12 protein-coding genes are annotated in these 14,695 nt (G+C 60.0%); 3 read left to right on the top strand and 9 right to left on the bottom strand.

Features of this window, described 5'->3' with window-relative positions:
- Positions 1 to 75: 75 nt before the first annotated feature.
- From PMI32_RS20900 to kdgD, 5 genes are all read right to left on the bottom strand, one after another.
- Positions 76 to 1,017: an AEC family transporter gene (locus PMI32_RS20900; RefSeq protein ID WP_008026863.1), complete on the bottom strand. Its 942-nt coding sequence runs from the start codon at positions 1,015 to 1,017 to the stop codon at positions 76 to 78.
- Positions 1,018 to 1,176: 159 nt separating this feature from the next.
- Positions 1,177 to 2,730 carry a galactarate dehydratase gene (gene garD / locus PMI32_RS20905; RefSeq protein ID WP_008026861.1) on the bottom strand — a complete coding sequence of 518 codons (1,554 nt, stop codon included), beginning with the start codon at positions 2,728 to 2,730 and terminating at the stop codon, positions 1,177 to 1,179.
- Positions 2,731 to 2,741: 11 nt separating this feature from the next.
- Positions 2,742 to 4,109, bottom strand: coding sequence for an MFS transporter (locus PMI32_RS20910; RefSeq protein WP_008026859.1), 1,368 nt, complete (start codon positions 4,107 to 4,109; stop codon positions 2,742 to 2,744).
- A 193-nt stretch (positions 4,110 to 4,302) separates the two neighbouring features.
- On the bottom strand, positions 4,303 to 5,748 hold the full coding sequence (locus PMI32_RS20915; RefSeq protein WP_008026857.1) for an aldehyde dehydrogenase family protein: 1,446 nt from the start codon (positions 5,746 to 5,748) through the stop codon (positions 4,303 to 4,305).
- A 59-nt stretch (positions 5,749 to 5,807) separates the two neighbouring features.
- Positions 5,808 to 6,719, bottom strand: coding sequence for a 5-dehydro-4-deoxyglucarate dehydratase (gene kdgD / locus PMI32_RS20920; RefSeq protein ID WP_008026855.1), 912 nt, complete (start codon positions 6,717 to 6,719; stop codon positions 5,808 to 5,810).
- A gap of 244 nt (positions 6,720 to 6,963) precedes the next feature.
- Between kdgD and PMI32_RS20925 the strand changes: the two genes are divergently transcribed.
- The gene (locus PMI32_RS20925) at positions 6,964 to 8,268 is read left to right on the top strand and encodes a hypothetical protein (RefSeq protein ID WP_008026853.1); all 1,305 of its coding nucleotides are present in this window, start codon (positions 6,964 to 6,966) and stop codon (positions 8,266 to 8,268) included.
- A 14-nt stretch (positions 8,269 to 8,282) separates the two neighbouring features.
- Positions 8,283 to 8,474, top strand: coding sequence for a hypothetical protein (locus PMI32_RS20930; RefSeq protein WP_008026852.1), 192 nt, complete (start codon positions 8,283 to 8,285; stop codon positions 8,472 to 8,474).
- Positions 8,475 to 8,628: 154 nt separating this feature from the next.
- Here PMI32_RS20930 and PMI32_RS20935 read toward each other — a convergent pair whose 3' ends face one another.
- From PMI32_RS20935 to PMI32_RS20950, 4 genes are all read right to left on the bottom strand, one after another.
- Positions 8,629 to 9,378 carry a FadR/GntR family transcriptional regulator gene (locus PMI32_RS20935; RefSeq protein WP_031318393.1) on the bottom strand — a complete coding sequence of 250 codons (750 nt, stop codon included), beginning with the start codon at positions 9,376 to 9,378 and terminating at the stop codon, positions 8,629 to 8,631.
- A 187-nt stretch (positions 9,379 to 9,565) separates the two neighbouring features.
- On the bottom strand, positions 9,566 to 11,293 hold the full coding sequence (locus tag PMI32_RS20940; protein WP_008026847.1) for an ABC transporter ATP-binding protein/permease: 1,728 nt from the start codon (positions 11,291 to 11,293) through the stop codon (positions 9,566 to 9,568).
- A gap of 97 nt (positions 11,294 to 11,390) precedes the next feature.
- Positions 11,391 to 11,951, bottom strand: coding sequence for a response regulator transcription factor (locus tag PMI32_RS20945; RefSeq protein ID WP_008026845.1), 561 nt, complete (start codon positions 11,949 to 11,951; stop codon positions 11,391 to 11,393).
- Positions 11,944 to 13,206 carry an ATP-binding protein gene (locus PMI32_RS20950; protein WP_008026843.1) on the bottom strand — a complete coding sequence of 421 codons (1,263 nt, stop codon included), beginning with the start codon at positions 13,204 to 13,206 and terminating at the stop codon, positions 11,944 to 11,946. The genes PMI32_RS20945 and PMI32_RS20950 overlap by 8 nt, the downstream gene beginning before the upstream one ends.
- A gap of 340 nt (positions 13,207 to 13,546) precedes the next feature.
- Here PMI32_RS20950 and PMI32_RS20955 point away from each other — a divergent pair, with 340 nt between their 5' ends.
- Positions 13,547 to 14,263, top strand: a complete 717-nt coding sequence (locus PMI32_RS20955) for an SIMPL domain-containing protein (protein WP_008026841.1) — start codon at positions 13,547 to 13,549, stop codon at positions 14,261 to 14,263.
- The last annotated feature ends 432 nt before the right edge of the window (positions 14,264 to 14,695 follow it).

The raw sequence follows: 14,695 nt of genomic DNA, 5'->3' as shown, positions 1-14,695 counted from the left end.
TACACGCTCGATGACCTTCTGTAGGAGCGAGGCTCGCCCGCGATGAGGCCCTGAAGAACGCTACAAATCCCGACGCTAGATCCACCCACCCCACTGCAACAAAAAGATCCCGATATTGGTGGTCACCGCCGCCATCAACGTGGTGATCACAATGATCGCCGCCGCCAGTTCATGATTGCCGTCGGCCTGACGCGCCATGACAAAACTGGCCGCCGCAGTCGGGCTGCCGAAGTACAGGAACAGAATCCCCAACTCCGCCCCGCGAAACCCCCAGAGCCAAGCGCCCAGCGTCGCCAGCACCGGCAGGCCGATCATCTTCACCAGGCTGGAACTGAGCGCCATGTTGCCGCTTTTGCGCATCGCCGCCAGCGACAGCGTGCCGCCGATGCAGATCAACGCCAAGGGCAACGTGGTTTGCGCCAGGTACTGCCCGGACTTCTCCAGCCAGCCCGGCAAGGCAATATTGAAATACGCAAACGGCGCCGCCGCAAACACGCTGATGATCAGCGGGTTGTTCATCACGCTTTTGCAGATACTCCACGGGTCGGACTTGATCACCGGGCTGTACACCGCCAGCACAATGGTCGACAGCGTGTTGTAAAACAGGATCACCAATGCCGCGAGAATCGCCCCGAGGGAAATTCCGTAATCGCCGTACATGCTCGCTGCCAGCGCGAGGCCGATAACGCCGTTGTTGCCGCGAAACGCACCCTGGGTGTAAATCCCGCGGTCTTCACGCGGGCACTTCCAGATCGCCCAGCCCCAGGCGATGGCGAAGCTGACCAGCGTGGCAATCGAAAAATAGATCAGCAGCGACGGTTGCAGCGCCGCGTGCAAGTCGGCATGCAAGATGCCCAGAAACAGCAACGCCGGCATGGTGACGTTGAACACCAGAGCCGACGCAGTGTGGATGAAATTGTCGTTGATCCAGTTGATGCGCTTGAGCAGCACGCCCAGAAACAGCATGGCAAACACCGGCGCGGTGATGTTCAGGGTTTCGAGGAAGATAGCCAGCATGCCGGGGGTCACCTTGGGTGGGCGTCGTTAGGGGGCTAATGATAAGCCACCCGAGGCGTTGGCGTCTGGTGGAAAGCCTTCGCGGGCAAGCCTCGCTCCTACAGAAGATCACCGGACCTGTAGGAGCGAGGCTTGCCCGCGAAGAACGATGACGCGGTCTTACGTGATCGGCGCCGGGTTGAACAGGGTAATGTCGTTATGCAGCTTGTGCCGCTCCGACCACGTCTGTTTCTTCCCGCTGGCCACGTCCAGGTAGTAGTGAAACAACTCCCACCCCAGATCCTCGATCGACGCGCGTCCAGTCGCAATCCGCCCGGCATCGATGTCGATCAGGTCCGGCCAGCGCTGCGCCAGTTCGGTCCGGGTCGATACCTTCACCACCGGCGCCATCGCCAGACCATACGGCGTGCCACGCCCGGTGGTGAACACGTGCAGGTTCATCCCGGCCGCCAGTTGCAACGTCCCGCAGACAAAATCACTGGCCGGGGTCGCGCAGAAAATCAGGCCTTTGCGCTTGAAGCGCTCGCCAGGGCCCAGCACGCCATTGATCGCGCTGCTGCCGGATTTGACGATCGACCCAAGGGATTTCTCGACAATGTTCGACAACCCGCCCTTCTTGTTGCCCGGCGTGGTGTTGGCGCTGCGATCCGCTTCGCCCTTGGCCAGGTAACGGTCGTACCAGTCCATTTCCCGCACCAGTTCCTGAGCGACTTCCTCGGTTTCGGCGCGGGACGTCAGCAGGTAAATCGCGTCGCGCACTTCGGTGACTTCGGAAAACATCACCGTCGCACCGGCGCGCAGCAACAGGTCAGAGGCGTAGCCCAGCGCCGGGTTGGCGGTGATGCCGGAGAACGCATCGCTGCCACCACACTGCATGCCAAGAATCAGCTCGGACGCCGGCACGGTTTCCCGGCGACGTTGATCGAGCTTCTTCAATCGGGTCTCGGCCAGGGCCATGATCTGCTCGATCATTTCGGTGAAACCGTGACTCGAATCCTGCAAGCGATACAGCCACGGATCGCTCAAATCCACCGAGCTGTCGTTCTCGTACATCACCTGCCCGGCCTGCAATTTCTCGCAGCCCAGACTGATCACCAGCGCTTCGCCACCCAGGTTCGGGTTGCGCGCCAGGTTACGCACGGTGCGAATCGGGATGTACGCATCCGTCGCGGTGATTGCCACGCCGCAGCCGTAGCTGTGAGTCAACGCGACCACGTCATCGACGTTCGGATACTTGGGCAGCAACTCGTCCTTGATGCGCTTGACCGCATGATCCAGAACGCCGGTGACACACTGCACCGTGGTGGTAATCCCGAGAATGTTGCGCGTGCCGACGGTGCCGTCGGCGTTGCGATACCCCTCGAACGTAAAGCCTTCCAGCGGTGCCTGCGCCGCCGGCACTTCGGTGGACAGCGGCAAGCTGTCCAGCGGTGGCGCGGTGGGCATGCGCAGTTGATCTTCCTTGACCCAACTGCCGCGCGGAATTGGCTGCAACGCGTAGCCAATGGTCTGGCCGTAACGAATCACCTGGCCGCCCTCGGGAATGTCCTCGAGGGTGACCTTGTGGCTCTGCGGCACGAAGTCCACGGTGACCAGGCCATCGGGAAACTCGGTGCCCGCCGGCACGCCCTGATCGTTGACCACGATCACGACGTTGTCTCGCTCGTGCAGGCGGATGTAGCGCGGCGAGTCGGAATGTTCAATCAACTGCATGACGCCGCTCCTCAGGAATGCGCTTGTGACAATTTGTTGTTTGTTTCAGGGCCGCTGACCGGTGGCTCTTTGAGCACCACACGTTTGATCGGACCAACGATCACCAGGTAGCTGAACACTGCAACCAGTGCGTTGCAACCGACAAACACCAGCGCCCATTTGAACGAGCCAGTGGAGCTGATGATGTAGCCGATGACGATCGGCGTGGTAATCGACGCGATGTTGCCGAAGGTGTTGAACAGGCCACCGCTGAGACCGGCGATCTGTTTCGGCGAGGTGTCGGACACCACGGCCCAACCCAGCGCACCCACGCCTTTGCCGAAGAAAGCCAAGGCCATGAAGCCCACGACCATCCATTCAACATCGACATAGTTGCAAGCCACGATGCTGCTGGAAACCAGCAAGCCCGCGATGATCGGCGCCTTGCGAGCAAAGGTCAGGGAATGGCCCTTGCGCAGCAGGTAGTCGGAAATCACGCCGCCGAGCACACCACCGATGAAACCGCAGATCGCCGGCAACGAGGCGATGAAACCAGCCTTGAGGATGGTCATGCCGCGTTCTTGCACCAGGTACACCGGGAACCAGGTCAGGAAGAAGTAGGTGATGCCGTTGATGCAGTATTGGCCCAGATACACGCCGAGCATCATGCGGTTGGTCAGCAACTGGCGGATGTAGTCCCACTTCGGACCGTCGCTTTTTTTGCCTTTGCCTTTGTCCTGGTCCATATCGACCATGCCGCCGTTGTCGGCGATGTGCTTGAACTCGGCGTCGTTGATCATCGGGTGCTGGCGTGGGCTGTAGATCACCTTCAGCCAGATGCCCGAGAAGATGATGCCGATCACGCCCATCACGATGAACACGTGCTGCCAGCCGAAGCTGTAGACGATCCAGCCCATCAGCGGCGCGAACAACACGGTGGCAAAGTATTGCGCCGAGTTGAAGATCGCCGAGGCGGTGCCACGTTCAGCGGTCGGGAACCAGGCGGCCACGATGCGTGCGTTACCGGGGAAGGACGGCGCTTCGGCCAGGCCCACCAGGAAGCGCAGCATGAACAGCGCAACCACTGCCGTGGACATGCCGAACTCGCCGACATAGCCCTGGAGCACGGTGAACAATGACCAGGTGAAAATGCTCAGCGCATAGATTTTTTTCGAGCCGAAACGGTCCAGCAGCCAGCCACCGGGAATTTGCCCGGCCACGTAGGCCCAACCGAATGCGGAGAAGATGTAACCGAGGGTGACCGCGTCGATGCCGAGGTCTTTTTGCAGGCTGGAGCCCGCGATTGCGATGGTTGCCCGGTCGGCGTAGTTGATCGTGGTCACCAGAAAAAGCATGAGCAAAATCAAATAGCGGACGTGGGTCGGCTTGGTCGCTTGCATGTAGATGTACTCCCACTGATTATTTTTATGCGGGGTGGATCGTTTTGTGTCCCTTGTAGGAGCGAGCCTGCTCGCGATGGTCGTCAACGATGACGCTGGGCATCAGGCTGAACTTCACGACCTCGAGACCATCGCGAGCAGGCTCGCTCCTACAGGGGGTGCGGTATCGTTGCCAATACCGCGGTGGTTCCTGTTAAGAGCCGATGTAGCTGGTTTTCACCACGGTGTAGAACTCTTGCGCGTAGCGACCTTGCTCGCGGGAACCATAGGATGAACCTTTACGCCCACCGAATGGAACGTGGTAATCCACGCCCGCCGTCGGCAGGTTGACCATCACCATCCCGGCCTGGGAGTGGCGTTTGAAGTGGTTGGCGTACTTCAGCGACGTGGTGGCGATGCCCGCCGACAGACCGAATTCGGTGTCGTTGGCCATGGCCAGTGCAGCGTCGTAATCCGCCACGCGAACGATGTTGGCCACCGGGCCGAAGATCTCTTCGCGGCTGATGCGCATCGCAGCTTCGCTGTCGGCAAACAGCGTAGGCGCGAGGTAGTAGCCTTCGGTGTCGCAGGTCACCAGACCGCCGCCGCTGACCAGACGTGCACCTTCGGACTGGCCGATGTCGATGTACTTCATGTCCTGTTCAAGCTGAGCTTGCGAGACCACCGGACCGATGTCGGTGCCGGTTTTCAGCGCGTGGCCGACCTTGATCGACTTCATGCGCTCGGCCATCGCTTCGACGAACTTGTCGTGGATGCCGGCAGTGACGATGAAGCGGCTGGAAGCGGTGCAACGCTGGCCGGTGGAGTAGAACGCGCTCTGTACCGACAGTTCGACCGCTTGCTTGAGGTCGGCGTCGTCGAGAATGATCTGCGGGTTCTTGCCACCCATTTCCAGCTGAACCTTGGCCTGGCGCGACACGCAGCTGACGGCGATCTGACGACCGACACCGACGGAACCGGTGAAGCTGATGCCATCGACTTTCGGGCTCTGAACCATTGCATCGCCAACCACGCGACCGCTGCCCATCACCAGGTTGAACACGCCGGCCGGGAAGCCTGCGCGGGAGATGATTTCAGCCAGCGCCCAGGCGCAGCCCGGCACCAGATCCGCCGGTTTCAGCACGACGCAGTTGCCGTAGGCCAGGGCCGGAGCGATTTTCCACGCAGGAATGGCGATCGGGAAGTTCCACGGGGTGATCAGGCCAACCACGCCCAAGGCTTCGCGAGTGACTTCGACGTTGACGCCCGGACGCACCGACGGCAAATAGTCGCCGGACAGACGCAGGGTTTCACCGGCGAAGAACTTGAAGATGTTACCGGCGCGGGTCACTTCGCCGATGGCTTCAGGCAGGGTCTTGCCCTCTTCCCGAGCCAGCAAAGTGCCGAGTTCTTCGCGGCGAGCGAGGATTTCAGTACCGACTTTATCCAGCGAGTCGTGGCGGGCTTGAATGCCCGAGGTCGACCAGGCCGGGAACGCAGCGCGAGCGGCGTCGATGGCGGCGTGGACCTGGGCCAGATCAGCCTTGGCGTATTCACCGATGGTGTCGGTCAGTTCGGACGGGTTGATGTTGGCGCAGTATTCACTGCCGGCAACCCATTCACCGTTGATGTAGTTATCGAAACGCTTTGTATCAGCCACAACAATCTCCTCACGCAAAAGGCCGCTGATTGCTCAGCGGCCTTGTTTAATCGGGTGTGTTACTGCGCACCTTGCTTGTCGATCAGCGCGGCGAGCATTTCGTACTCTTCGCCGGTCAGATCGGTCAGCGGCGCACGCACAGGACCTGCGTCATAGCCGGCAATTTTCGCACCCGCCTTGACGATGCTCACCGCATAACCGGATTTGCGGTTACGGATGTCCAGGTACGGCAGGAAGAAGTCGTCGATGATCTTGCCGACGGTGGCGTGATCTTCGCGAGCGATGGCGTGGTAGAAATCCATCGCGGTTTTCGGGATGAAGTTGAACACCGCCGAGGAGTAAACCGGTACGCCCAAGGCCTTGTAGGCAGCGGCGTAGACTTCGGCGGTCGGCAAACCACCCAGGTAGCTGAAGCGATCGCCGAGGCGACGACGGATCGACACCATCAACTCGATATCGCCCAGGCCATCCTTGTAGCCGATCAGGTTCGGGCAGCGCTCAGCCAGGCGTTCCAGCAGCGGCGCGGTCAGGCGGCAGACGTTACGGTTGTAAACCACCACGCCGATCTTCACCGATTTGCACACGGCTTCAACGTGGGCGGCAACGCCGTCCTGGCTGGCTTCGGTCAGGTAGTGCGGCAGCAGCAACAGGCCTTTGGCGCCCAGACGCTCGGCTTCCTGTGCGTATTCGATGGCTTGACGGGTCGAACCGCCAACGCCGGCCAGAATCGGCACGCTGGTTTCGCAGGTGTCGACGGCAGTCTTGATGATTTCCGAATATTCGCTGGCCGCCAGGGAGAAGAACTCACCGGTGCCGCCTGCGGCGAACAAAGCCGAGGCGCCGTATGGGGCCAGCCATTCGAGACGCTTGATGTAGCCCGCGCGATTGAAGTCGCCCTGAGCATTGAAATCGGTAACCGGGAAAGACAACAGACCGGAAGAGAGGATGGACTTCAGTTCTTGTGGATTCATTATTCGAACACCCTGGGTAGCAACGTTTGTTTGTGTGTGTGAGAAAACCGTTCAGCCTGCGCCGAAGTTGTAGGTCATCGTACAACTTAAAAAACAACCGTCAACTGCATTTCATCGCCGCACCCAAAATTTATGCGTCGGAAAAGTATTTTCTTGACGTAGGAAAGATCTCCTCTATGCTCTGAACAACTGTATATGCATACAGTTATTTGAAACATACCGACGACATATCAAGGAGATAGAAATGTCAGGTCTACACACAAAAACTCAGGAAAAACCAAAACAGGTCATTGCCGGGCTGGATGATCTGTTCACCGAGAACGGCATCGCCATTACGGGCAATGACCATCTGGTCCTGCGCCTCGACGAGCACCAAACCGACACCCAACAGCCATCCGCCCCTGCATCCGGCAGCGCCTTGAAAGGCAAGCCACAGCTGAGGTTCGAGGGTGGTGAACACACCGCCATCGGCGATAACACGCTGCTGCGTTTCGTCAAGGATGCACCGGCGATAACGGCCTCGCAGGTCGAGTTGCATTTGCCTAACGGACTGGCTCTGACGTATGGGCAGGTTGTTGCACTGGGCGGTGATTTCTATGGAATCCCGGACAAACCGGTCAGCGAAGGCGCAACCGCTGCCGACCGGATCCAGCGCTTTACTGAGGCCTTCAATTCCCTGGCGGTGCTGCCGGCGTCAAATGCCGAAGCGAAGCTGATCCTCGGCGTCATGCAGAAGGAAATCGCCGCGGTTAAACAGGCGATAAAGGACGGCAAACAGCCCCACGAGGCGTATGAAGCATTGGGTGATACGTTGTCGGAAGAGTGGAACAAAATCACCGGCGGCGGCAGTTTCGTCTCGGCCCTGTATCCATTGGGCCGCTACCTGAAACTGGCCGCCAACAACGCTGACCACTTCGCCGAGTGGGCACTGCTGGCCTACATCGCCGGGCATACAGCGGCATTGCAACAAGCGGTGGTCGCCCACAACAGTGGCGATGACGCGTCGCTGGAACTGGCTTACGCGATGAACGCTTTCGCCGATCACTACCTGACTGACCTGTTTTCCGCCGGTCACCTGCGGGTGCCACGCAAACAGTTGGCAGCGGTGGTCACGCCGAGTGACCTGGGCTCGTTGATTACCCGCTTCATGCACGACGAAGACAGCAAGTTCGGCCTCAATGTGCGCAACGGTGACGGCGTTCAATGGCACGCTTATGGCGACAAGCGCTACTTCGATGCAATCGACAGCGCCAATCGCGTCCAGGTCAATCTAGCGGTCCAGGTGTCGGCGGATGAAATTTTCGCGACGTACCTCAGCGGCATCGCCCCGTCGCCCGGCAGCTTCGCGGCATTGAAAAAACTGCCTGATCTGCAGGCGGTACTGAACCCGACGGGCAATTTCTCGCCGCTGTTCAAGGTCGAGGGCAACAAGGTGTTGCGGCGCAAGGACGTCAATAACCTGAATGACACCGCCACCGTCGATGACTGGTGGGGCTGGAGCACTTACCTGCTGCTCAAGGACTACAACCCGACTGGCAACGTGGCCTGATAAGGAGATCGATGATGACTATCAAACTGAAACTGGAATTGGCTTCGGGCGATTCGCTGAAGGGTGCGCCGCTGGAGTTGTTGGCTGATGGCAAGGCCATTGCCAAAGCGGTGGTGGGTAAGCATGGGGATGTGGTGTTCGATACCAAGCCCGGTGCAGGTCGGTTGGCGGTGAGGGTGGATCGTTCGATTCTTCGTACTGGCTGACGCTGTGGTGTAACGGCCACTGACCCCATCGCCAGCAAGCCGGCTCCTACAGGTTCTTCGTCGCACACAAAATTTGCGTACGACACGGTTCCTGTAGGAGCCGGCTTGCCGGCGATAGCGGTCTGTCAGGCGACAGATCAACCCAATTGGAAACCTACCCCCGCTGCGCCTCAGCCTCTTCATGCGCATGACGCAACCGCTCGCGGCTGTTCGTCAGATGCAAGCGCATCGCCGCCCGCGCCGCATCGGAATCCTGGCGTGCGATCGCATCGTAAATCTCTTCGTGCTCACGGCTCAGGCGACTCATGTAGTGCTGTTGGTCGTCATGGGCCAGGCGCGCAGAGTTGAGGCGCGTACGCGGAATGATGCTGGTGCCCAGGTGGGTCATGATGTCGGTGAAATAGCGGTTGCCGGTCGACAGCGCGATTTGCAGATGGAACTGGAAGTCCGAGGCCACGGCATCGCTGGCGTGGGCCGCGCTTTCGTTCAAGGCGTCCAGGGCGGCGCGCATCAACGCCAACTGTTCAGGGCTGCGGCGTTGCGCAGCAAGCCCCGCGGATTCCACTTCGAGGCTGATACGCAGCTCCAGAATCGCCAGCACATCACGCAGCGTCACCACCGTCGCCGGGTCGATACGGAAGCCGCTCGGGCTCGGTGTATCGAGCACGAAGGTGCCGATGCCGTGGCGGGTTTCCACCTGCCCGGCCGCCTGCAAACGGGAAATCGCCTCGCGCACCACGGTGCGGCTGACGCCATGGGCATCCATGATCGCCGACTCGGTGGGCAATTTGTCGCCGCGCTTGAGGTGACCATCGCGGATCTGCTCGGACAGCACCGTCACCAATTCCTGTGCGAGGCTGCGGCGCTTGCGAGGGAGGCGTGGTGCGTCGATCGGGTTTTCCATGGTGAACGTCTGTCTCGAAAAATTCGGCTGAAACCGCATCATAGCTCAACGCGGTTGTACGATCACCCCGCCCTTGTAGGAGCGAGCCTGCTCGCGATGGTCGCCAACGATAACGCTGGAAGTCTGACACTCCGCGGCGCTCTCAGGTCCATCGCGAGCAGGCTCGCTCCTACAGGGGTGGTGGTGATTATGCGGTTACGGTCTGGTCCACCAGATGGCCGTTATCGATGCGCACATGCCGTGGATGGAAGCGTTTCAGGCTGCTGCGATGCCCGACGCTGACGATGCTGAGCCCCGGAATCTCATCGATCAACGCCTGATACAGCGAAGCTTCATCCTCTTCATCCATCGCCGAAGTCGCTTCGTCCATGTACAGCCATTGCGGTGCATAAAGCAGCGCACGGGCAAAGGCCAGACGTTGCTGTTCGCCCGGCGAAAGCATGCGTTGCCAGTGATTCGCTTCATCCAGGCGCGAAACCAGGTGCGGCAAACGACAGGTTTCCAGCACGTGAACGTAGCGTTCCTGCGGATAGGTCTCGCCAGGCTGTGGATAACTCAACACCTCGCGCAGCGTGCCAATCGGCAGATAAGGCTTTTGCGGCAGGAACAAATAGCGCGCCGCCGGCAGACGAATGCTGCCATGGCCTGCTGGCCACAAATGCCCCATCGCTCGCAGCAACGTGGACTTGCCACTGCCGGAACGGCCGCTGAGCATCACGCGCTCGCCCTCCTCCACGGTCATGTCGGCATTGGTCAGCAAATGCCGACCGTCCGCCAGATCGAGGCCCAGGTTGTGAATCTTCAACCCATTACCCTGATTCTGCACGTCGATGGCCGGCGCACGCTCTTCGTTGTCGGTCATGGCCTGACGGAAACTCAGCAGACGATCACAAGTGGCACGCCAGGCCGCGAGGTTCTGGTACGCACTGATAAACCAGCTGAAACTCTCCTGCACATTGCCGAACGCCGAGCTGATTTGCATCAGATCACCGAGTTCGATCTTGCCAGCGAAATAACGTGGGGCGGCGACCATGAACGGAAAGATGATGGCGGCCTGTTGGTAACCCGCAGTAAAGAACGTCAGACGCTTGGACACCTTCATGATGTCCCAGAAGTTGTGCCAGACCAGCCCGAAGCGGTGGCTCAAGCGACGATTTTCATTGGGTTCGCCGTTGTACAGGGCAATGGTCTCGGCATTTTCGCGAACCCGTACCATGGAGAAACGCAGGTCGGCTTCAAAGCGTTGTTGTTGGTTGTTCAGGCCGATCAGGCGACGACCGATCAGATGCGTCAGCCAGCTACCGATCACGGCATACACCAGCACACACCAGAACATGTAGCCGGGGATGGTGAAACCGAACACTTCGATACTGCCCGACACGCCCCACAGAATGATCGAGAACGACACCAGGCTGACAATGTTGCGCAGCAAACCGATGCCCAGCTCCAGGGTATTGGAGGTGAAGTTGTTGAGGTCTTCGGAAATCCGCTGGTCCGGGTTATCGGTGTAACCGCCCTGCTCCAGCTGGTAGTAATTCTTGTTGCCGAGCCAGCGGGCGAAATGCTTTTCCGTGAGCCAGGCACGCCAGCGAATGGTCAGCATCTGCGTCAGATAGAGCCGGTAAACGGCACCGATGATCGCCACCGCCGCAATCCCGCAGAAGTACAGAATCAGCTGCCAGAACGCGGCTTCGTCCTTCTTCTGCAGAGCGTTGTAAAAATCCTTGTACCAGGTGTTGAACCACACCGAGAGCCCCACGCTGATCAACGACAACGCGATCACCGCGATCAGTAGTGTCCAGGCCTTGACCTTCTCTTCGCTTTGCCAATAAGGCGTGATCATCGCCCAGACTTTGCGAAAAAACTGCCCGCGCACGGCATCGTTGACCGCGGAATATTCAGCGTTCTGATTCATGGAAAAGGCTCGATAAAGAAAAGAACACGCACGAACCGATCATAGATGATCGGCTCGGTTTGTCGCGAGGCGCGGCCGGCATTTGTTCAGCGCAGGTTCAGCGACGAACGGGACGCTTTTGCAGTTTGCGCTGCAGCGTACGGCGGTGCATGCCCAGGGCGCGGGCAGTGGCGGAGATGTTGCCTTCGTGTTCGGTCAACACGCGCTGGATGTGCTCCCACTGCAAACGGTCCACCGACATCGGGTTTTCCGGCACCAGGGAGTCGAGGTCAGCGTGCTCGGACAACAACGCGGCCAGCACGTCATCGGCATCCGCCGGTTTGCACAGATAGTTGCAGGCACCGCGCTTGATCGCTTCGACAGCGGTGGCAATGCTCGAGTAACCGGTGAGGATCACCACGCGCATTTCCGGGTCGAGTTCGAGCAGTTTGGGCAGCAACACCAGGCCGGAATCGCCGTCCATTTTCAGGTCCAGCGCGGCGTAATCCGGGATATCGGCCTGGGCGATGGTCAGGCCTTCTTCGGCGGAGCCGGCGGTGCTGACGCGAAAACCACGGCGAGCCATGGCGCGCGCCATCACGCGGGTGAACGTGGCGTCGTCATCTACCAGCAGCAAATGCGGCAGTTCTTCGCCTTCGACTTGGATCTCTTCACTCATGTTCGTCTCCTCGGGCGACACGGGGCAGGCGCAGCTCGGTGAGCGTACCGCCTTCCTCATGACTGTAGAGTTTCACTGAGCCGCCGGCGCGTGTCACGCTGGCCTTGCTCAAAAACAGGCCCAGGCCGAAACCTTTGCCCTTGGTGGTAAAAAACGGTTTGCCGATCTGTTCGGCAATGGCCAGCGGCACACCGGCGCCGTGGTCGCGAATGCTGATGGTCAAATTCTCGGCATTCCAGTCCAGCGTCACTTGCAGCCCTTCGGGGCATGCGTCAGCGGCGTTGTTCAACAAATTCAGCAGCGCCTGGGTCAGGTCCGGCGGCGGCGCCATGCGTGGCACGGTGCCTTGGCCCAGGCGCTGGAAGCGGTAACTGGCTTCCGGGCGCATCAAGTGCCAGCGGTTCAGCGCTTCGTCGAGCCAATCAGTGACGTCCTGCATCTCCACCGCCAAGCGGCGATTGGCCTCGGCGGCGCGTACCAGTTGCTGCAAGGTTTCTTTACAGAGTTTGACCTGATCCTGCAGCACGCTGAGGTCGTCCTGCAACATCGGATCGTGATGGTCCCGGCGCATTTCCTTGAGCAACACGCTCATGGTCGCCAGCGGCGTGCCCAGTTCATGGGCGGCACCGGCGGCCTCGGTCGCGACGGCCAGCAATTGCTGATCACGCAGGCCTTCTTCGCGACGGATGGCCCGTAGCTCTTCCTGCCGCCGCAGCTCTTCGGCCATGCGCGCGGCGAAGAAGGTGATGACCGCCGCGGCGAGGGCGAAGCTCAGCCACATCCCGTAGACCTGCAGGTTTTCCCGGGCAATCGGGAAGGTTTGCAGCGGATAGAAACCCGCCAGCAACAAGGTGTACATCGCCAGGGCGATGCCCGACAGAATCACCGAGTAACGCCATGGCAACGTCACGGCGGCGATGGTCAGCGGCACCAGGTAATAAGAGACGAAGGGGTTGGTCGAGCCGCCGGAGAAATACAGCAAGGCGCTGTGGATAAACAGGTCGCAGGCCAGTTGTACGGCGTATTCAAGCTCAGTAACCGGCCAGGAGGTGCGCAGCCGAATCGCCGTGAACGCGCACAGCAACATGGAGCAACCGAGGGTCGCGGCCAGTTGAAACCAAGGCAGCGGCAGCAAGTCGAGCCAGTAGGCCAGGCCCACGGAACCGGCCTGAGCGGCCAACACCAATGTGCGGATGAACGTCAGCCGCCAGAGATTCTGACGAGTTGCGGAAGTGATTTGAACGGGGGCGAGCATGAGCTCTCCTGATGAGCGCTCCAGGCAGATCGCACGGAGTATAACCAAGCACGGGGGCTGACAGGCAAAAGTGCGGCAAACGGCCACATGGCAGGAATGATGGCGACGATCCCCTGTAGGAGCTGGCTTGCCAGCGATGAACGTTAACGATAACGCGGTCATTCAGCATTGACGTGGCGCTTTTGAGCCCATCGCTGGCAAGCCAGCTCCTACAGAATGCCGCTTGCCGCCACACATCTGTATAGAAGTTGTAACTGTGCGAACCGGATCATTAAAGCTAGAGTCTGATGGTTTCACGCAGGCTCGGACCTAACCCCTGCGCATCGTCCAAGGAGTTTTCATGCACACTTTCCGCCGCAGCGCCGCCCTTCTCGCCCTCAGCGTTGGCACCCTCGCCAGCCTCCCGGCCATGGCCGCCGACGAACTGCATTACAACCAGATTTCCCTGCGCGCCGAAGTCAGTCAGGAAGTCGCACGCGACCTGATGATCGTGACCCTCTACACCGAAGAACAAAACACCGACCCGGCCAAACTCGCGGCCGACGTCAGCACCACCATGAACAAGGCGCTGGCCCAGGCCAAGCAAGTCAAAGACATCACCTTGCGCCAGGGCAGCCGCAACAGCTACCCGATCTACGACACCAAGGGCCAGAAAATCACTGGCTGGCGCGAGCGCGCCGAACTGCGCCTGGAAAGCTCCGACTTCGCCGCCCTGTCGAAACTGACCGGCGAACTGCTCACCGACCTGAAAATGGGCGGCATGGACTTCGCCATCGCCACACCAACCCGCAAGGCCAGCGAAGACGCACTGCTCAAAGACGCCGTGACCGCCTTCAAGGCCCGTGCACAACTGGCCACCGACGCGCTGGGCGGCAAGGGTTACAAAATCGTCAACCTGAACCTGAACAGCAACGGTTATCCACAACCGTACATGCGTGGGCCGATGATGATGAAAGCGGCCAGCATGGATGCCGCACCGGTGACGCCGGAAGTTGAAGCCGGCACCAGCCAGGTCAGCATGACGGCGGATGGGTCGATTGAAGTATTGATGCCTTGATTCGATAGTCCGTACAAAAAACGGCGATCACCAAAGTGATCGCCGTTTTTTTATGCCCCCGGAAAATCGACGCATCCCGATCCTGTAGGAGCCGGCTTGCTGGCGAAAAATTCCGGATTTTGCGGCGCTGCTACGCACGCCATCGTCGGAACGCCGCCCGCAGCAAGCCGGCTCCTACAAAAGTTCGGGTACATCCGCGAAATCGGGTCGGCTGACAGGCCGCCATCGCCAGCAAGCCGGCTCCTACAAAGGCGTGGTACATCCGCGAAATCGGGTTGGCTGACAGGCCGCCATCGCCGGCAAGCCGGCTCCTACAATGGATCGGCGAACACCCGCTTTTCACCACTCATCAGGCCGAGCGTTAGCTCGCCTGCAGCTTTTGATTTTGATCTGCCCGCCCCTTCGGGAGGCCGAGTGGAGGTTCTGCGCAGT

This window comes from Pseudomonas sp. GM60 (assembly GCF_000282415.1).
Lineage (GTDB): Bacteria > Pseudomonadota > Gammaproteobacteria > Pseudomonadales > Pseudomonadaceae > Aquipseudomonas > Aquipseudomonas migulae.
Note: the sequence above shows the minus strand (reverse complement) of the source record. Positions and strands in the feature narration are given on the sequence as shown.

Bases quoted from the DNA above. Each gene is read 5' to 3' on its own strand.
- PMI32_RS20910 (WP_008026859.1), bottom strand. From the start codon at position 4,109: ATGCAAGCGACCAAGCCGACCCACGTCCGCTATTTGATTTTGCTCATG.
- PMI32_RS20935 (WP_031318393.1), bottom strand. From the start codon at position 9,378: ATGGAAAACCCGATCGACGCACCACGCCTCCCTCGCAAGCGCCGCAGC.
- PMI32_RS20950 (WP_008026843.1), bottom strand. From the start codon at position 13,206: ATGCTCGCCCCCGTTCAAATCACTTCCGCAACTCGTCAGAATCTCTGG.
- PMI32_RS20955 (WP_008026841.1), top strand. From the start codon at position 13,547: ATGCACACTTTCCGCCGCAGCGCCGCCCTTCTCGCCCTCAGCGTTGGC.
- PMI32_RS20930 (WP_008026852.1), top strand. From the start codon at position 8,283: ATGACTATCAAACTGAAACTGGAATTGGCTTCGGGCGATTCGCTGAAG.
- kdgD (WP_008026855.1), bottom strand. From the start codon at position 6,719: ATGAATCCACAAGAACTGAAGTCCATCCTCTCTTCCGGTCTGTTGTCT.
- garD (WP_008026861.1), bottom strand. From the start codon at position 2,730: ATGCAGTTGATTGAACATTCCGACTCGCCGCGCTACATCCGCCTGCAC.
- PMI32_RS20900 (WP_008026863.1), bottom strand. From the start codon at position 1,017: ATGCTGGCTATCTTCCTCGAAACCCTGAACATCACCGCGCCGGTGTTT.
- PMI32_RS20925 (WP_008026853.1), top strand. From the start codon at position 6,964: ATGTCAGGTCTACACACAAAAACTCAGGAAAAACCAAAACAGGTCATT.
- PMI32_RS20945 (WP_008026845.1), bottom strand. From the start codon at position 11,951: ATGAGTGAAGAGATCCAAGTCGAAGGCGAAGAACTGCCGCATTTGCTG.
- PMI32_RS20940 (WP_008026847.1), bottom strand. From the start codon at position 11,293: ATGAATCAGAACGCTGAATATTCCGCGGTCAACGATGCCGTGCGCGGG.